Genomic DNA, 19,592 nt, shown 5'->3' on the forward strand with positions numbered 1-19,592 from the left:
TCGCAAAATTTTACAAACAAAAAGCGTTTACGATTAGCGATTAGCCGCTTTAACGAGGCGGTATTATGAGCTAGGATATGTGATGGAATTACAGATTGGAGGAACCGTTGCCTACTTATCATTACCGTTGCAAGCAATGCGGATATGATTTTTCACAGCATCAATCGTTTGAAGATGAGCCAATTACCGTGTGCCCAAAGTGCGGAAAGCAAGAAGTTCGTAAGGTTTTTAGCGCACCACCAATCAACTTTAAGGGTAGCGGATTTTACCGCACCGATAAGTAACGTGCAAATAACCCATTAAAATTTGTGCATAAGTGCATAAGTGAAAAAATATGACGCAACTTATGTGTGTATGTGAATAAATTGAAAATTTATAACGCCACTTATGTGCTTATGTGCGTAAGTGGCGTTTATTTTGCTGCGCTTATGTGCGTATGTTAGTAATCACTTATATTGATATATGTTGATATGTGGATTAATACCAATCAAAAATGTCTATTTATGTGAATATGTGCGTAAGTAACTATTAAACTTCATCAAAAATGTTTATATGTGAGTAAAATCCTCGTAAAATCCCCATCTAAGCTAGCCTTTAACCACATTGCACAAAAAAGCTTGCAAAAGCGCTGCGCGCGATAAATGATGCTTATATGCGTACATCATTTTTACTAAAAACAGTTGGCTACAACACGGAAAACAAGGCGCCAGTAGAGCTTATAAAGCGCAGAAAAAGGGCGCAAACCTTAAACATGCTTTCAATATTTTTTATAAGTGTTGCAACATTGTTTTCAATACACCTTATTTCAACGTTTCAAGCTACTCAAAGCGTGCCAGTAGCCATTAGAAACATAGAAAAAGGCAGCGTGATTAAACAAAGTGACCTGCATTACGTTAACGTGCCTAAAAGCAGCGTTTTTAACAATGTTCTTAACCAAACTTCTATAAACAATTCCTCTAAAAACGCTATTATTGCTGCGTGCAACATTAAATACGGAACGCCGATTTTTAGCAATCAAGTTACAAAGCAAACAAAAATTCCGCCTGGCTTTACAACGATTTCGGTTAATCTTGCAAGCAGCAGCGCCAGCCTTGCGCCAGGAGACGTTATTTCTATAGCGTTTAGCAAAGTTCCAAACAGCTTAAATACAGCCAATCATTCAACAAATCCAACACAAATAGAAACATCTAGCGACGCCAGTTTTCCCGATAACATTACTTTGCAAGACAAAAACGTTTCGCTTGTTCACAACGTAATCGTTGTTAACGTAAACAATTCTGCGCAAAGCGCACTGCTGGCAATGCCAGCAGAAAACGCGTTGCAAATCATAAACACGCAGGCGATTATTCCAAACCTTGCAGTTATAGCTGTGCAAAACTAGCGAACAATAAAGAAACTTATGCCGCTATGCAAAGTTTATCTGCCGCGCTCGCTAAAAACTGCCCAATGAGGAGGAAGCTCGCCAAGAATACGATTATCGTCGTCTTTTGCGCGCTGCTCAATCGTTTGAGCATCACCTGGCTCTTGTTTTACGCCATCCGCGTCGAAAAGCTCCGAACCTTTACGAACCACGCGCGAATGCCCCCTAGAACACCTGCGATTAGCGTTGTAATCACTCATTGCTGCTCGCCGCTTTTATAAAGCTCGCCAATTCTAGAAACAATTCGCTCAACTTCTTTTTCGGGATTAACGAATGCTCCAACGCTCCAAACATTCATAACCGACCAGCCAAGATACTCCAAATCTTGAGCTAGTACGCGATTGCGCTCACGAGTAGACTCAATGCTCATAAAACGCGCATCGTCTGTTAGAACAGCCAAAGCAAACGGCTTATTTGGCAAGCCAACAACAAGAGGAATGCTATGATCTTCACTAAAACCGTAGTTCACTGCAACATTAAGGCCGCGAGAGCGAATTCGTTCTGCCAGATCAGCAAACAAAACGTTGCTAAAGCCGTTTGCGGAAAAATCGCCAGCAGCTTGCGATTTAGTAGGCTCGACCTCGCTACCCTCGTCTCCAGCATCTCCAGCATCTCCAGCATCGCTAGAATCGCCAGCAGCCGCTGCATCTACTGCATCTACTGGATTATCGCCCAAAGCCTCTGCCCAAATAAGCAAATCCTTAAGAAGCTTAGGTCCGTCTTGATGCAAACGATCATCTTCCATATCGCTAGACTTAAATGCGCAAACAATGTCCAGATTTCTGCGAGCCAAAGCCAAGGAGTCAAGAAGCATGGACTTTCCGCCTTCTTCTTCCAAAACGCCAAATTGTTGCAAAAGTCTGCCATGAGAAGTTTTTGCATAGCAAAGCGAAAGAATAACATCCGTTGCAGCTGCTCCAACAGCCTCATTTACGCTTACAAGTCGAACATGCCTAAGGAATCTACCCATATTTTCGTCTTTAACAGCCAACGCCTTAAGCTCCGCACCAAGCCTGTTTCTAAACACGCTTGTAAGAGTCACAACTGCAAGCACGTAGCTAGAAGGAACAATGCTAAAAGTCTTAGCGCGCTGCTTAATCAAAGACACAACTTCATCAATCTCGCGCTGGCTGCTTTCAATAAGACCCGTTGCCATAACTGGAACGCCAGCGGCTTCTACTTGATGAAGCTTAACCTTGCCTTGCATTTTTTCTACAGGAACATCGTGTCTAAGCAATCCGTAGCCATGATTTTCAAGGAAATCAGCAAGATACGTGGATCGCCTGGTTGCTCGCGACTTAACGCAAATAGTAGGCAAAACACTAATAAGGTCACTTACGCTTTGCGAGCTAACAGTTTGCTTGTGCGCAATAACAACGGCTTGGCGTGCGCGCGCAAGAATGCTAAGCAGCTCAATGTTGTTAATATGCTCTGCAGAATCAATGATTACAACGTCTACAATCGGCTTAAACTCAGTCATCATAGTTAAAGTAGACGGCATTGCAACCAGAATCGGCTTAGCAGCAAGCAGCAAATCTGGGTAAGAGTTCATCAACTTAGCAAAAGTTACACCCGAACCATTGCTTGCAAGAGCAGTGTGAAGCTGATTTGCCTCTTGAGAACGCGCAAAAAGCAAGTCGCAAAGCTTTTTAAGTGCTTCTTGCTGAACCATTGGTCCTACAGAACGCACATGCTCTGTGTCTACTTGAACAAAACGATCAGAAGCGTCTTGCAACGCGGAACCGTCTTGATTAGATATAATCTCGGAAGAATTAACAATATCTTCAAAAACGGTAGTCCACCAAGCTAGATGAAGCTCGCCATCTAAAGCCTGGCCCGTAACTTTACGCCTACGCAAATCACAAACAAGATCTTCTAAACCAACGCCGCGCAATTCGCGCTCAATAACACACCTACCTGGTAGCGTATCTAAGGATTCGCGACTATCGTGCAAGGCTTGCAAGCGCTCGTCAAGCTTAGTAAACTCAATGTTTTCAAGGTCTGCACCAAGGCGCGTTGTAGAAAGCACAGCGTTAAGCGCTACAAGATTACGGTCTAAAAGCTCCTGCGTACTAACGATTTCGTCTAGCTTAGGAGGCAATACTGGCCAACCGCCATGAGGCACAAAAGTACGCCATTGCGCAGCTTGCGCGGCAACAATCTTTAATGCTTCGTGAAGATCGTCTACCTTTGCGCCAACACGCAAAAGGCTGCGCGCTTCTTTAATATGATGCCTGCGCTCCCAAAAGCCCATTGGCGTGCCTTCGCGCTTGCGAACAGCCTTCGGCTTGCTCGCTTCAATCATTGCGTTAAGATCGCGCTCAAAAATATCTGGCTGGAAAACGTCTAAAACGCGGCGAAGATTCTTTAGAACCGTAACCTGCCTACCCCATTCTCGCGCCGTAGAAGGAATAGGGAAACCGCAATTTTGCACAGTTGACTTAACGTGCTCGCGCGCGGCTGGCAAAAGCTTTGTAAGAACATCTACAACACGCTGATACACGTTTACAGCTTCGTTCTCACTAAACAGCGAAGCGCCAAACCACGGCGTATCTTCGGCATTAGTAGTAAATTCGCCAAGAGAATCTGCCTCGTGCAGCTTTTGCGCCCACTCGTCTAAATGACCAGAAAGCGAGCGCGCAGCATCTACACTAAGACGAACATGCGTGCAAGGATGAGTAGGCAGCATGGCGATTCCTGCAAGATTTTGCATCGTCTGATAAGCGGAGACACCCCATCGCTCGTTTACTCCGTGCAAATCTCCCAAGTAGCGGTTTAATCGCGTTTTAACGCCAACAAGCTCGTCGCAAACTTGCTCAAAGCGGCTAGAAGCAACGCTTTGGCGAGACCCAACGGCCGCTATAAGCTGCGCATCAACGTGCTTTGCAAGATGCGAATCCGAAACGTCTAGCGAAAGAGAAGAAATCTCATTTGCGCTAAGAGCGTGGCGGAATCGGCGCTGCTGCTCCATAACGTTTGGAACGTACAAAACGGACTTTCCTGCAAGAACGCAGCGCGAAGAGATCGCAGATGCGATTAAAGCGGAATCACATCCAGCATCTGCGTCTATTGCCAAAGAAGCGCCATTTGACGCCATTCCTGCAGCGTATCGCACAGCGTTACTAACGTCACCAACTTCGTATTCGTAGTGTGGGTCTGCATCTAGTGGAGAATAGTCGGAAGTAGATTTTGCGCCCAGCGATTCAACGGCAATATCATCTCCCGCAATCGCATCAATCATTGTATTTCCAACGTTCCCAAGCTTAAGCGCACGTAAAATCTGGCCGCTTTCTGCTAAGAATCTAGATCCCGAGTCCGTAAAACAACCGAGCACAATATCTCGCTCAATGTCGAAATCTGGGAAAACTCTTTGCGCAGCAGCACAAATCGCGTCAAAAACTGCAGATGTTTCTGGCGTGCCGCTCTGGTAGTTTGAGCCATCAAAAAGCGCGTCTTCGCTAAGGTGTACGCCTCTTTCTTGCAATCTAAGAACAAGAGCGTGGTTTAGGCGAACGTTTCCCGAAAAGTAAATCGTTGCAGCCGTCTCGTCTTTTCCAGCTTCTCGCAAAACGCGTACTGGGTATGTTAAAACTGGCACATGATTGCCGCTCCAAGACGCAACTCCAACAACAAGCGAAAGCTCCGAAACGCCATTTTCGTGCGCTTTGTTGTCTCTGTCTTCAAAAACTCTGTCTAGCCTTCTACCTGCCGCACGCAGCATTCCCGAATCGCGGAAAAGCGCTTGAAGAGTGGCCTTTCCACTGGCAAAAAGCTGGGCGATTCCCGAAGGATGCGCGTGAGTCAACTCTAGTTGCGCACAAAGTTTTGTTATGTCTTCTAGCGGAGAAGGAGCAAGCTGCGACTTGTATTTTTCATGCCATTTGTTCATGCGCTCGAGCTTCTCGGCGCGCAAAGATTGTGCAGATTGGCGAGGCGCAGCCTGGTCTGGCTTGTCTGAAAGATTTTGCTGATTTTGCTGGCTTAACTGACTTGCCTGGCCTTGCTGGCTGTGCATAAAGTCATTTTGATTATCGCTCATACTACTCAACTCCCTTGTTTACAAGCCGATTGCATTGCGATACGCGCTGTATCCGCTATTTTGCGCCAACGCTTGATCCACGTCTGCGTTCCCCTGCGCCGAAAGCCACGCATACAAATCGTCGTACAAATTTGTGTTCATTGCCAAGAATGGCAGCAACTCTTGGTACTTTGCCATCTCAAATTGCTCGGCAAAATCGTCTGTTTTTTGCGCTTCTTCCGATGTAAATCCTCCAGCAGAAACCACTTCTTTGCGAGCGCTAAATTCGCCATTTGAAACTTTTTCAAACACGGATCCTGGCTCAAAAGCTGGTGTAAATTGCGCGGAATCGCTTGATATGGTAGCACTTGCATCACTTACATCGTTTGCATCATTAACGCTATTAACAGCATCTGCAGAATCATTGTATTGCACTTCTTCTTGGGAATAATTTTGAGCAACACCTTGAGCAACATCTTGCATATCTGATTGAACGCTTGCTTGCAAATCCTCTTTATAATCTTCTTTAGAATCCGCTTGAGATTCTACATTCTGACTATTTGTTACATAGTTGCTATTCGACAAATCACTATTCGACAAATCATTATTAGACGAATCGCTAGCAGCATCGTTATTAACATCACCATTACTAGCAGCATCATTATTAGCAGCATCGTCAAATAAATTGCGCGGTTCCACAGGCGATTCAAACTCATCTCGAACAACAGGCAAAACAACCTGACCCGCAATAACAGGCTTAATTTGCTCTGCAACGCTTTCTGCAACACTTGCAACATCTAGAACGCTTGCAACATCCGCAACACTTGAAGGCTCAACACTCGAAGGCTCAGCGTCAGTTACAGCAGAAGTTACAGCAGAATTATCATTATCATCCGCATCCGCACCAGCATCCCCCGCCGAAGCACTACCAAGATCATCTGCCTCAGCAGCATCATTAAGCCGCTTTTGACTATCCCAAACCAAATCAGGCCGCGAAACCGACTGCGCATGGAACACACCCGTTGGCTCCCCCGCGCGAATGTCAAGAATATCATCTACCGACAAATCCGCAGCGTCTGGCTCCTTAATATCATTATCTGGCGCGTAAGAGAATAAATCGCGCACTGGCTGCGCATCAGCATCGCTTCCCTGCGGCGCTTTTTCTTCAATGCGCACAAAATCAACTGGAACATCGCCAAATTGCATGCGAACAATGCTATCTGGCATATGAAAATCAACGCCTGGGTCTAGTCGCAGCAAGTCGCCGCTTTCGCTAACCAAGTAAGTTCCGTTTGTAGAGTTTAAATCGCGAATCGTAGCCGCGCCGCTTGCATCAACAATAAAAAGCGCGTGCCTTTTAGACATAGAGCGCTTATTGTCTACTACGTCTACGCGCATAAAACCATCTTCACGCAAAGGGCGTATAGGCTTCCTGCCAATTTCTACAGACCGACCCGCGCCAACGCGTGCCTGCTCCACTCCACCTACCGTAATCATCCAGCGCTGCAAGGTTTGTTGAACACTCACGGAACCTGCTCCCTTCAAAAAACACACTACACACTATTGTGTCATGCTTTGTGTATATTGCGCTAATGGCGATTGCGCAATCTTTCCCGAAAATGTACGTGATTTGGGTCAAATATGGTACAAAATGCGTCGACTATTTCCGCTTTTTGTACGTGATTTAGGCCAAATATGGTACAAAATGCGGAAGATTTTCCCGAGTTTGTTGCTCAAAATGCCGATTAGAATTACAAAAAGCGGAAAATAAAGCAGATTTAAGCAAGAATCGATAAATGCTTAGCGTGTAAATCAAGCTTTCCGCGCTTTCTTTTAGCATCTGCAACAACCATAGTCGCAAGAATCACCGCGCACCCAACAAGCGCAATAACAAACAGTGTCATCCAAAGAGGCCACTGCAACTTGTCGTCTGGCGCCTTAACAAGATCGGGCAGCACGCGATACCCCGTTACCAGCAGCCTTTGCGAGTTCACACCGTACGGCGTGCAAGTAAGCAAAGTCACCAAATCGCGCCCCTTTTCTCGCTGCAACAAGCTGATGTCGTTAGGTTCTACAACGCTAATGCGAAACACCTTGTATCTTAAGGTTTCGCCTTGAATATCCAAATAGAAAAAATCGCCTTTTTTAAGGTAAATTAAGTCGTCAAACATAGTGGCATGCGGCAAACCCGTGTGTGCCGTAATAACCGAATGCCTGTTTTTGCCGCCCACTGGCAAATCCGTGCCATACAAGTGGCCAGCTCCGTACGCTAAAACATCCTGCGAACTGCCGTGATAAATCGGCAGCTTAACGCCAATCTTTGGGATTTTTACGATTCCCATAATTCCCATTGGCTCATCCAGCACGCTATCGTACTTTTTATACTCAGGCGTTTTTTTAAAATCGTCCGTGCCGTTATATGGATCTGCCGTAAAAATCGCGTTGCGATGCGCGTTATACTCGCGCGCCTTGTCTAAGCTAATTGCACGCGCATCTTTAGGCTGCTCGCGGCTAAGCTTGTCGTAAATGGCAGAAAGCTGCTTAGACGCGTGATTATTCCACAGCGTTGACGCTACTGGGTACGTGAAGCATAGGATTGCTGCAAGCGCTAGAACGATTGGCTCTAAGATACGACGCAAATGCGATTTTTTGCGTTTTGCGCGGCTTTCCTTCTTATTAGGCTTCATTCCTACTCCAATGCGCGAATCGACTTGCATGGGCGCTTTGACTGAGCTTGAAATTGCATAACGCATTTCAAGCTCCTTCAAAGCGTGATTTGGCTCAAATGTAAAGTCCAGTGGACTTTACATGCCAAATCAGCTTTACGGCTACTAATAGCCGTAAGGAATAGCGCTTAGACCGCGCTAACGATACGCCTCGATAGCGGCGAAAAATCTCGAATCTCTACCTAGTTTGGCGTATTTGCGCAATTACAGCGCAAAAAGATTTAGGCACTTTGTACCAGAGCGCGCCAGCGTAGAAACAAAAGGCTCAATGCATTTTGTTTTAAACGCTGCAGCGTGTCTTCTGGTACAAAGTGCTCTAATCTTTTGCCTGATTAAACCAAACGCCACATAATTCAGCGTTTGCCAATCACGCCCATCAGGCTTTTGCCTGCTGTTCTTCTTCCTTGCGATTGCGCATGTAGAGGAACACGCTAGCTGCAATCAAGCCCATGCCAGCAAGCGCAAACAGAATCACGCCAGCAGCACCAGTTGCAGGAAGGTTGAACCATGCCCACTTGCTTTCAGAGCTCTTCTTTGTGTTAGAGAATTCAACAATCTTGAGCTTGCCTTCTTCTACATTCACAGTCTTAACTTCTGGCAAACGAATGTAGCCGTCTGGAGCTTTAACCTCAACGAGGTAAATGTTTGTGCCAGCTTGAACCTTAACAGCCGCCTTCAATTTACCAGTAGTTGCTTGAGTTGTAGCCTCATCACCCTTAAACGTAGAAGAACCAGCTTTGCATTCATCGACACTATCTGCATCCTTACTCGCGTCAACAAGTTTCTTAGCGCAAGCGTCAGCTTTCTCTTCAGTGTTGAAAAGCCTAAACTCAGCATCAGCAAGGCCAGTCTTATCTTTCTTGTTTTCTTCTGCCGCATCGTACTTGAATACGTCAAACCAGCCATACTTAACAGTAGAAGTTCCGCCTTCACCTTCACCATCGCCAGACACGATTGGATCTGGCTTATCTTTATCTGGCGTGCTCTTAGGACTTGCTGGGAAGAAACCAGACTTGTTTTTGACTTCAACGTTGGTAGTATTCTTTTTACCCTCAGCAGGAGCATCGCCGTTCTTGTAAGAATCACTAAGCGTAAGCTCAATGTTCACCTTTACGTCAGGATCTCCATTTTTTGCTCCGTTCAGCTTATTGGCAATCTTCGTTAAGCCATCAGGCGTAAACTTAACTAAGATACGGTTTCTGTCAGCTGCAAGACTCTTGCCACCTTCAGCAGTACTAGTTTTCACGATAGAAACGCTATAGTCAGTATTTGAAGTAAGTTCAGCATCATTACCATCGCCAAAACTCACAGACTTAACAGCACTGCTCTCAACACTTGTTCCAAATGCATCAGTCGGGAAATCATCAAACACAGCAAAGCCACTGATGTCGTCTTTAGTTAAATCGCCAGACTTAGTGCGGTTTACCTTTGCTTTAATTGTGTAGTCAAGCGTACCATCTTTTGCAAGAACAGAGTTGTGACCTTCGCCGTTGTCTAGCTTCTTGGTAAACGTCTTAGAAATGTCCTTGTTCTTTGGGCTGATTGTTTGATCCCACTTGAAAGTGGTAGTCGTATTTTTATTCTCAGTCTTAGACTCAATCAAAGGCATTGTTATGTAGAACTCGGTCTTATCCGCAGCGCCATAGCCTGCAGGAGGCGTTTCAACAACCTTGTACAAGCCGACTGGGAGGTTATTGATTGTTGCAGTACCGTTAGCAGTAGTTGCTTCATACACGTTGCCAGTACCAGCACCAAACTCTACGCCTGTAGCATCACCGCGGTTAAGCTTATCGACTACGCCAGCAATCGTAGACCAAGTGCGAAACTCATCGTATTTAAGAGTGTAATCACCAATCTTGGTTACCTTGGTAAGCGTAAACTTTGCACCATCAAGAGCATCTCCCTGGTGGTTACCTTCATCCTTGTACTTATACTTGTTAATCGTTAAAGTACCTTCGGTCTTTAGATTATCGCATGCGCCACCATCCTTCTTCTTACACCACGGCGCATCTGCAGGATCACCAGTTGCTTGTTTTAATGGAGGCTTAGGCACACCCCACGCAACGCTTGCCATTGTTACGGCGCCAGCAACGCACAGCGTGCCAGCCATCGCGAGCGACGCAATCGCCGCAACGCACTTTTTTGTTAGTTTATTCATATTATCTCCTTTACTCGATGCTTCTAAGAGCAGTTGAGTTAAGTTACTTGTGTTTTGTGTTTTTGTGTTTACTGTGTGTTTGCGTACCGATTGAGCCTTATTTGTACTTGCTAAGCACTTGTTTGTACCCATTCGGCACTTGTTTGTGTTTGTGTGTTTGTTTTGTTTTTGACTACCTGGAATATCTGCTAGAATATCTTGGTTTAGTTAATCTAATTATGTTTTTATTTTTGCTACGCGCACTGCACTAATACGCGCGCACAACTTGATTACGTAGGCAGCTTTCACATTAGCATCGCCGCCTTTCGTAAAGCAGCTTTCTGCATGCTTCACTTTGACTTATAACAAATCCTGCAGCAAGCACGCTCACCATTACGGCGGCCACAGCACCCAGCTGCAAGTTCCAATTCTGACCACCCGTTTTCGGCAAAGTAAATTTTTCGGTCACGTGAATGTTAATAGCCAACTTTGCGTAGTCTTTGTTGGCTGTTAGATTCGCACTCGTAAAAGCGGCAGATATATTATCTGGCGTTACATCTGGTTTAGCTGCCTCGTCGTTGAACTTAGCAAGCGCATCTGGTTTTTTAAGCGCGTACACAACGCATTGATAATCTACAGCTTCCGTTGACATAAACGTAGCGCTGGCGTTAGTTCTAGCCGCAAACTTGGTATCGGATCCATCAGGCTTACAATCCTGCTCGCCTTCGTTTGAAGTACATGGTTTTTGAGCCTTGTCATCTGGGAAACTAAAGCCAAGGCTGCTTGGATCTACCCATTTTGTATACTCAAGATCTGCAGCGCCTGTTTTGGATGCGTTACTTGCGCCGCCTGCAGCGCCTGCGTTAGTTTTTTGCGGCTTCTCACCCTTCGAGCACAACATTTTAAGCGTAATTTGTTTTGTGGAATCCGCCTTAGACGTAGCTTCAATAAACGGCTTAAGCTCTATTCCCTTCATAACAGAAACAATGTCGCCATCCGCCAACGCCGAAGAAGCGCCACCAGAGCCAGAATCATTGTTCTTAAACGGATACACATTCAGCTTAAGATCGCCATCTTTAACCTCAAGCTTCTGCTTTTTCTTCGACTCAAAAACAATCTTAATGGTCTTAACGTCCCAGACTTTCTTTCTGTCATATGCACCCGATTCAAAAATGCCATACGGGTTAGGAGTCGGATCTTCCGGGCTCTGTTTTTCCGGGACATACGCACTGAATATATCTTCCACTTTTACATTCGTATCAAAAAGATTCTGTTTAAGATGCGTGCTACTATCGCTAATTTTGCTATCAAATACTTGATCAAATGTATAATGATACGTTTTAACACTGCTAGACGATACACTAACACCCTTAAGCGCAAGAACTTTGCATATAAAAGTTCCAGCCTCTTTAGGCGTGCCAGTAATCCAGCTTTGCGAGCGCTCGATAATATCATCACTTTCATATAAGTTGCCACTAGACTCGCTAAGTTTATTGTCATCTGGGCGTTTCCCTAAAGCATGATCCCACTGCTTTTGTGTAGGCGGTGGATTATGACTAGTTGAACCACCAGCAGGCGTAGCACTATCGCTAAGAGTTAAGCCATTAATTGAATTAAGGTAGTAATCACTATCTTTAGTTTCATCTCCGTCTTTATGGCAAACCATGCGATGATAAATAAGATTTGGCCTCTTAGAAGATGTAGTGTCAATAAAAATCGGAGTTATTGGGCTAAAGTTTCCTTTATCATCCGATTCAACAGTAGCGGCAATACCGTTATCTTTAACTTCAGCACGATCTTTAGAGTCCTGGTGATTATAAACCTTTAACGATAAAACATCATTCGTAGGATTTTTGTATCTAATCTGTATACTAAAGCGTGAATATTTATTATATGAAGGACTACAGCTATTAGTGCACCATTGCGAACGAGTAAGAGTAGAATTGTCTTTATATTTTACCTTTACAAACACATAATAACTGCCATTATTCAACCATTTATTAGCATGTATTTTAATTTCGCCAGAAGTAGGATCTACTTTAACAAAATCATTATTTTCTACATTTGACTCAAGTGCAGTACTTTCAGTTGAAAGTCTCTCTAAAGAAAAACTTTCAATAAGGCCTTTAACACTACTAGATGCGTCTGTCTCTTCGTCTATTGTCGGAATACCCTTATCATTAATTTTCTTAACACGACGAAACACTGGCGTTATAGTATGAGATTCACCTATGTTGTTTATTGTAATAGATTTTTTAATTACAACCCTTTTTTTCTTTCTAATAGTATAAAAATACTCTGCTACATAACATTTTGCGAGTTCTGTTATGCCAGCATCGCTGCACTCTTTCGGAAGCGGAGTACTGTCCGCGGCGGCGCGAGTGTTGCCCAGCTCACGCTTTTGCAGACGCAATTTATTTGCAGCCTCATCTTTTTTAGCGGATTTTTCAGCGTCTTTAGCAGCGGCAGTGTCTTTATTAAGGCTCTTGTTTACGCCTTCTACATCACTGTTTTGCTGCTTCTTCGTTGAGTCAACGTTTTGGGCGTGGTCCGCATTAGAGCCGCCTTGCTTGGAAGGAGTTTGCGAATTGTTAGGGTCTACAGTCTTAGATTCTTCAGTCTTAGATTCTTCAGCATCGCCCTTTGCAGCAGCATCGCCTTGTGCAGCGGATCCGTTTTTTGCAGGCGCTCCAGCAGTTTCCGCAGTCTTATTCTCAGGCTTTTCGGTTTGAGTTTGCGCCTGTTTAGGCTCGCCCTGCTGGCTAGCGCCCATAGAGGCAGATGGCATAATCATAAAAGTGGCAAGAATCGTAGCAACAGCAACAAAAAGCGCAACAATAGCGCGACGAGCACACGCAGTTTTAGAGCAAATTGAACGCAAAAACCGAAGGAAACGGCCACCGCAATGTAAATTACGCATCAGCACACCTCCCTCCACGCGTATTTACTAAGTTTGCAAATCAAAACGCAAAACTTACAGATTAAATAATCATCTGCTAACTACGGCCAGTAAATGGGCACTTATCATAAGCCTTTAATAATATACCCCCCCCCCTATGAAAACATCAAGTGCGATCCACGCGCAACACACCGTAAACTCAATACAGAACCCGTCAGCTTTCCCGCATTTTGTACGTGAATTAGGTCAAATATGGTACAAAATGCGGAGTTATTTTCCCGACTTTGTACGTGATTTAAGCCAAATTTGGTACAAACACCGTCAACTTTTCCAGAGTTTGCGCGAAGGCAGGTCGGAGCGAAGCATAGCGGGTATAATTAGAGTGCAAGAAAAACACAGACCAAACAAAACACAAGCATTAGGTGGAACATGAAACGAATTAACACGAGCACAAACGCGGCAAGCAAAATCGCCGCAAACTCGCTAATCGTTTTTACATGTATCTTTCTTGCAACCTGCACAAGTCTGGGCGTAATCTACCGCGCGCAAGGGTGTTTAACAGATTTTAACTGGTTAAATGCGCTGATTTTTGCAATCGCATTTTGCGCATATTACGCGATTTTGAGAGTTCTTATTTATTTTGGCAAAAACGGAGTTATGCCAAAAATCGTAAGATTTATGCGCGCAGAATCATCGCCAGAATTATCGCAAGCAGAATTATCGCCAGAAAAATCAAAAACAAAACAATCGAAATCAAAAATCGCAACAACCCTACGCTCCGCATTTTTTAACGCAAAACGCGCCCTAAAGTGGTGTTTTTACCACTCAACCTGCCGCAAGCGAAACATTTTTCTAACGCTGATTATCGGCTGGCTATGGGCGCCCGTAACGCTGCTCGCCGCATACGGAGCCGACATTTGCTCGCAAATCCGCGAATACAGCTGGGCGTGGAATCAAGTAACTGGCCTAAAACAGCCATACATTGGCTTCTTTAGCTTTGTTCCAGCAGACATTTACCCTACGGCGCACTACATTTGGCCCGCAAAACCAACGTACTTAAGCGACCAACACAACATTGTTTTAACGCTTATTTACGGCGCTACAGCCGCAATATCGCGCTATTTTACAGAGTCGAACGACGCAGGAATCGTTCTTCTTGCCGTTATGCAATTTGTGCTCGCGGCATTTTGTTGCGCTGCAACCGCAAACCGATTCTTAAACACGCCGTGGGCTAGTGCTAAAACAGGCGAATCGCAATCTGGACACGCGCCATGTGCAACAGCATCAATACAAACAACACCAATCGCCTTGCGCGCCGCCGTAATAATCACATTTTTATTCAGCCCACTCGTAGTATTTTCAACAATTTCGCTTACAAAATCGCCGCTGTTCGCGTTTGCATTTGTGTGGTGGTTTGGCATAATGTACGAGCTTAATCGTCTTGATTTCAAGCAAAAGCCAGCCGCACACACAATCGTCGAACTAATAATCAGCGTATGCATTATGCTGATTGCCGCAAAATACGCGTGGTACATTCTTGCGATTCAATTTGTGTTGATGATTATATCTAGCAGAAAACGTTGGAAAATATGGGTTTTATGCATTCTGCTACCAACAATTCTTATACACGGCGCGATTATGCTTGCGATTTCTAGCGGCGCTATTATAAATGGCGACCCAATCGAAAGCCGCGGAGTGCAACTTCAGCAAATCGCAAGAATCGCAAAGCTAGACCCCAAAAGCATACCGCATGCAGCAAAGCGCGCAATATCGCCAATTTTCAATCTTAGTCAAACTGCAGAAGCATACACTCCTCAAGACGCGGACCCTGTAAAATCTTCTGGCTTGCAATCTAAAAAAGTGAGCTACCGTTGGCGTTATATTACAAAAGACAACATGAAAAAGTTTAATCACGCATGGTTGCTTATGATTACACACAGCCCGATTGTTGCAACGGATGCGCTGCTAGCAAAGTCGTACGGCTACTTCGACATTCTAGACGTGCCTTATGTTGGCCCAGAATACTATGTAAACACCGAGAATATAAAGAATTCTGAGTGGATTCGCTACTGGCTGCCCGAGTGGCGTGGCGCTGTAGCGAGCAGCGTGGAAGCGTGGAGCAATACGCCGATTCTTGGGTGGATTATTCACGGAAACTTGTATGTTGTTGCAACGTTGCTGATTGGCGTTGCCGAAATAGCATTGCGCAGGTGGAAAACGCTGGTTTTGCACGCGCCTCTTGCGCTTTTGATGGGCGTAATGGTGTTGGCTCCTGCAAACAATTTTGAGCGACACATGCTGCCGATTGCGTTTGTGTTCTTCTTTACGGTTCTAATGTTTGCAAGGGATAGCGTTTGCATCTCATGCAGTAATACGTGCGATAACACATGCCGTCAAAGTGATAAAATAAATTGCGATTTGGTGCATGATAGTACGCGCGAGGATTCGCACAACAATACACGCGAGGATTCGCACAAGAATTGAGGGAGTGAATGGACGGAAACGCTGACTTTCTTACAATTCTTACAGGCGTAAAGCCGAATGACGAATGCGATGTGGCAAATAATAATACTGATTCTTCAAGTGATGATTCGAGCTTTACACCAAGTTTTACGCCAATGCCATGCGCTCCAAAAAGCGAAGATGCACTCGGAATTTTTGACATTCGAGACGGCAAAATTTTTGACGCGGCAACACGCTTGCGATTGCACGCGCTAATCGGAACGTGCCTTATGAACGGCATTGCAGATAGTCGCGTAAGCGCGCTAATGCACCTCTTACAATGGCAAGAAAATACGCGATTTGTGGCGATTGCAGGCACGTATAAAACGGAATCGAACTCAAACGACGACAACCCAAATCCAACACCGCAAAACGCGGGCGCGCACATTGCGCAAAACAACACAGACTCTTTAAGACGCGCAATATGGACGCAACTCGGCGCATGCGGAGCATACGATGCGATAGTTGACAGCGTGCAGCTAGACGCCATTAGCGCGCGTGCAAAAACGTGGAAAATCGGCGGAAAATCGCAAGAAAGCGTCGACGCGAGCAAACGCAAAGATGCAGCGCCTTCGCACATAATCATTCTTGCGCTAAGAGAAAACCCAAATCCAACAGCATTAAACAAGATGTGCGAAGTGTTTGCAAAGTCGGGAAAACCCGTTTGCATAAGCGAAGTTGTAGTCGGCGCGCAAAAAATATGCAAAGAAATCACAGCAACACTTGCAGCGCTTGCCGTTGCGCCGTCTGTAACACATTTGCCGCAAATAATCCGCTGCGACGACGTTCTTCCAGAGCGCGCACTTATAGGTGATGAAACCGCCGTAGAAACCTTATACACTAAGGTGTATCAAAGCTTGGCGCCGTACAACCCAGACGACCCGACTTTGCAAACAGTCGACGCTTTCTTGCGCTTTGGCGGCGCGCTGGATCAAACTTCACACAATCTTAACGTGCATCCAAACACAATACGATACCGCTTGCGCAAAGTTGCGCAAACAACAGGCTGGGATGCCACTGACCCTAGAGAGGCGTACGTTTTACAAACTGCGATTACGATTGGGCGCATCCGCGATTCTGCGCTCTAAAGCAAAAGCGCCGAAAACAATGTGCTCTAAAAAAGAACACACCATTTTCAGCGCTAAAAAATTACTCAGCTATGCTTAGCTAAAAATCACGCAGCAATGCTTGCAATATCCACTGGAACACCAGGAGCCATTGTAGAGGTAATCGTTACCTTAGTGATGTAACGACCCTTAATGGTTGTAGGCTTCAAGCGGCGAATCTCATCGGCAACAGCCTTGAAGTTCTCTTCAAGAGCCTTATCGTCGAAGGAAAGCTTGCCAAACAGGAAGGAAAGATTGCCCTGACGATCAACGCGGAACTCAATCTTACCACCCTTAATATCGGCAACAGCCTTTGCAACATCCATTGTAACGGTGCCAGTCTTAGGATTTGGCATCAAGCTACGAGGACCAAGCACACGACCAAGGCGACCAACCTTGCCCATCATGTCTGGGGTTGCAACAACGGCATCGAAGTCAAGGAAGCCACCGGCAACCTTCTCGATAAGCTCGTCATCACCAACAATGTCTGCGCCAGCTTCTTGAGCCTCAGTAGCCTTTGGGCCACGAGCAAACACCAAAACCTTAGCGGTTTTACCAGTGCCATTAGGCAAGTTCACAACGCCACGAACCAACTGATCCGCCTTGCGAGGATCCACATTAAGGCGCATAACAGCCTCAGCAGACTCGTCAAAAGCGTACTTTGGCATGCTCTTAAGCAAAGCAATAGCCTCAGCTGGGGTGTAAAGGTTGTTGCGGTCGATCTTCTCAGCCGCTTCACGATACTTCTTAGAACGCTTCACCATTTTTTCCACTCACTTTCAGTCGGTAACGGTAATACCCATCGAGCGAGCAGTGCCCGCGATAATCTTCATACCAGCTTCAACATCTCGTGCAGAAAGATCTGGCATCTTGATTTCGGCGATTTCGCGCACCTGAGCCTTGGTTACAGAACCAACCTTGTGGGTCAATGGGTTCTCGGTGCCCTTAGGAATGCCAGCAGCCTTAAGCAACAAAGCAGCAGCTGGTGGAGTCTTAAGAATAAATGTAAAGGAACGATCTTCGTAAACAGTAATCTCTACTGGAACGATCTGACCCATCTTGTCCTTCGTCTGGTCGTTATAGGCCTTGCAGAAGTCCATGATGTTTACGCCGTGGGAGCCTAATGCAGGACCCAGTGGTGGGGCTGGATTTGCTTTACCAGCCTGAATCTCGAGCTTAATAAGCGCAGAGACTTTCTTTTTTGGAGCCATAATATGGTTCTTCTTTCTTTTGAAGCGGTTAAATCGGCGCCCTAAAACGTTGATATTAAGCCGTTTTAAGGATCCTCCCGCAACTTATATTGCTGTGCTGTGCTAGCGGATTACTCCTCCAGTCACAAGCTTTCCTATTATGCCACTTTGCCGCGACGATTTGGTGAAATGTTTTCCCGACTTTGTACGCGATTTAAGCCAAATATGGTACAAAAAGCGGAAATAGCGCTAGTACGGATTAGCTACGCAGAGAAGCAAAAACGGCAAGGAATTCGTGATAACCACAAAAACCTTGCCGCATTCAAAACGCATCCGCGACTAATGCGCTAGCAAATCGCTAACCAGCAAATCACGCTAGCAACCAGCCGCTCGCGTTAACAAAAGAGCCTAGAACTACTTAAGTTCAACAGTTGCGCCGGCTTCTTCAAGAGCAGCCTTAGCCTTGTCGGCATCTTCCTTCTTAGCCTTCTCGAGGACTGGCTTTGGAGCATTGTCAACAATGTCCTTAGCTTCCTTCAAGCCGAGGCCAGTCAAAGCCTTAACAGCCTTGATGACGGCAACCTTCTGAGCGCCTGCAGAAGCGAGGACAACGTCAAACTCGTCCTTCTCTTCCTCAGCAGCGCCAGCGGCAGCGGCTGGAGCAGCAGCAACAGCAGCTACAGGAGCAGCAGCCTCAACATCGAACTTCTCTTCAAAGGCCTTGACGAACTCAGAAAGCTCGACGAGGGTCATTTCACCGAAAGCTTCAAGAAGCTCTTCGCTAGTGAGCTTAGCCATAATGGCTTCCTTTCTTACTTGGCCAGACACACCTTGTGCCTTAGAGCCATAACATTTTTATTATTTTTTGGTCTCATGCAGCAAGCTGCAAGGGAATCAAGCGGCCTTTTCCTGCTTCTCGCGCAAAGCGTCGATAGTACGCACTGCCTTGGTTGGCAAAGCGTTGAACAGGTAGGCGGCCTTGGACATGGTGCCCTTGAGCGCGCCAGCCATCTCGGAAAGCAATTCTGGGCGAGACTTGAGGTCTGCCAGCTGCTTGGCGCCTTCGGCATCGTAAACGGTTCCATCTGCGAAACCGCCCTTAATGACGAGGGTCTTATTCTCTTTGGCAAAATCACGCAAGGTCTTAGCAGCCTCAATGAAATCGCCCTTTACAAAGGTGATTGCAGTTGGGCCAGCAAGAAGCTCATCAAGACCTTCAATGCCCGCTTCCTTAGCGGCAATGCGAGCAAGCGTATTCTTAGCCACAGAGTAGGAAGTATCGCGGCCTAGCTTTTCGCGCAGAGAAGAAATCTGCGGAACTGTAAGCCCGCGGTACTCGGTAAGGTAGACAGCGTCGGCGTTACGGAACAAATCCGTAAGCTCTGCAACTACCGCTTCCTTTTCGGGCCTCTTCATGGCGTTCCTTCCTAAATTGGCCGCTGGAATGGAAATAACATATCAAAAAAGCCCTGCGCACGGCAGAGCATCCAAAAAACACATAGTGTTAAAAAGTTTGTGAAAAATCGCAAATCAACTGCAACAATCACTGCTCAACCTGTGCTGGCATGACACATCATTTTCAGGAATCTTTCGA

General features: G+C 45.7%; 14 protein-coding genes. 4 read left to right on the forward strand and 10 right to left on the reverse strand.

Annotation, left to right across the window (positions count from 1 at the left end; translation table 11 throughout):
- Positions 1-107 precede the first annotated feature (107 nt).
- Together HXT36_RS04215 and HXT36_RS04220 are read left to right on the forward strand one after the other, a co-directional pair.
- The gene (locus HXT36_RS04215; RefSeq protein WP_016636054.1) at positions 108-284 is read left to right on the forward strand and encodes an FmdB family zinc ribbon protein; all 177 of its coding nucleotides are present in this window, start codon (positions 108-110) and stop codon (positions 282-284) included.
- A 368-nt stretch (positions 285-652) separates the two neighbouring features.
- Complete coding sequence (locus HXT36_RS04220) at positions 653-1,381, forward strand: hypothetical protein (protein WP_421778624.1); 729 nt, start codon at positions 653-655, stop codon at positions 1,379-1,381.
- 35 nt (positions 1,382-1,416) lie between these two features.
- Here HXT36_RS04220 and HXT36_RS04225 read toward each other — a convergent pair whose 3' ends face one another.
- From HXT36_RS04225 to HXT36_RS04250, 6 genes are all read right to left on the reverse strand, one after another.
- On the reverse strand, positions 1,417-1,620 hold the full coding sequence (locus HXT36_RS04225) for a hypothetical protein (protein WP_020758721.1): 204 nt from the start codon (positions 1,618-1,620) through the stop codon (positions 1,417-1,419).
- Positions 1,617-5,459, reverse strand: coding sequence for a helicase (locus HXT36_RS04230; protein ID WP_421778625.1), 3,843 nt, complete (start codon positions 5,457-5,459; stop codon positions 1,617-1,619). Before HXT36_RS04230 ends, HXT36_RS04225 begins: the two co-directional genes overlap by 4 nt.
- A gap of 18 nt (positions 5,460-5,477) precedes the next feature.
- Positions 5,478-6,965 (reverse strand): FHA domain-containing protein, encoded by a 1,488-nt coding sequence (locus HXT36_RS04235; protein WP_421778626.1) that lies wholly within the window; start codon positions 6,963-6,965, stop codon positions 5,478-5,480.
- 251 nt (positions 6,966-7,216) lie between these two features.
- Complete coding sequence (locus tag HXT36_RS04240) at positions 7,217-8,125, reverse strand: class C sortase (protein WP_032813083.1); 909 nt, start codon at positions 8,123-8,125, stop codon at positions 7,217-7,219.
- 415 nt (positions 8,126-8,540) lie between these two features.
- A complete protein-coding gene (locus HXT36_RS04245; protein WP_421778627.1) occupies positions 8,541-10,322 on the reverse strand; it encodes a SpaH/EbpB family LPXTG-anchored major pilin in 1,782 nt (593 codons plus the stop codon).
- 289 nt (positions 10,323-10,611) lie between these two features.
- Complete coding sequence (locus tag HXT36_RS04250; protein WP_421778628.1) at positions 10,612-13,221, reverse strand: hypothetical protein; 2,610 nt, start codon at positions 13,219-13,221, stop codon at positions 10,612-10,614.
- Positions 13,222-13,629: 408 nt separating this feature from the next.
- Between HXT36_RS04250 and HXT36_RS04255 the strand changes: the two genes are divergently transcribed.
- Both HXT36_RS04255 and HXT36_RS04260 read left to right on the forward strand, forming a co-directional pair.
- Positions 13,630-15,684, forward strand: a complete 2,055-nt coding sequence (locus HXT36_RS04255; RefSeq protein ID WP_421778629.1) for a DUF6020 family protein — start codon at positions 13,630-13,632, stop codon at positions 15,682-15,684.
- A gap of 8 nt (positions 15,685-15,692) precedes the next feature.
- The gene (locus HXT36_RS04260; RefSeq protein ID WP_421778630.1) at positions 15,693-16,790 is read left to right on the forward strand and encodes a helix-turn-helix domain-containing protein; all 1,098 of its coding nucleotides are present in this window, start codon (positions 15,693-15,695) and stop codon (positions 16,788-16,790) included.
- Positions 16,791-16,876: 86 nt separating this feature from the next.
- Here HXT36_RS04260 and rplA read toward each other — a convergent pair whose 3' ends face one another.
- The 4 genes from rplA to rplJ form a co-directional block, all read right to left on the reverse strand.
- Complete coding sequence (gene rplA, locus HXT36_RS04265; RefSeq protein WP_115794021.1) at positions 16,877-17,572, reverse strand: 50S ribosomal protein L1; 696 nt, start codon at positions 17,570-17,572, stop codon at positions 16,877-16,879.
- A gap of 15 nt (positions 17,573-17,587) precedes the next feature.
- A complete protein-coding gene (gene rplK, locus HXT36_RS04270) occupies positions 17,588-18,019 on the reverse strand; it encodes a 50S ribosomal protein L11 (RefSeq protein ID WP_004112010.1) in 432 nt (143 codons plus the stop codon).
- Positions 18,020-18,412: 393 nt separating this feature from the next.
- Positions 18,413-18,796 carry a 50S ribosomal protein L7/L12 gene (gene rplL, locus HXT36_RS04275; RefSeq protein ID WP_004112006.1) on the reverse strand — a complete coding sequence of 128 codons (384 nt, stop codon included), beginning with the start codon at positions 18,794-18,796 and terminating at the stop codon, positions 18,413-18,415.
- A 96-nt stretch (positions 18,797-18,892) separates the two neighbouring features.
- Positions 18,893-19,414, reverse strand: a complete 522-nt coding sequence (gene rplJ, locus HXT36_RS04280; RefSeq protein WP_004112001.1) for a 50S ribosomal protein L10 — start codon at positions 19,412-19,414, stop codon at positions 18,893-18,895.
- Between the last annotated feature and the right edge of the window lie 178 nt (positions 19,415-19,592).

The organism is Gardnerella sp. DNF01144, from assembly GCF_049244245.1.
Lineage (GTDB): Bacteria > Actinomycetota > Actinomycetes > Actinomycetales > Bifidobacteriaceae > Bifidobacterium > Bifidobacterium piotii.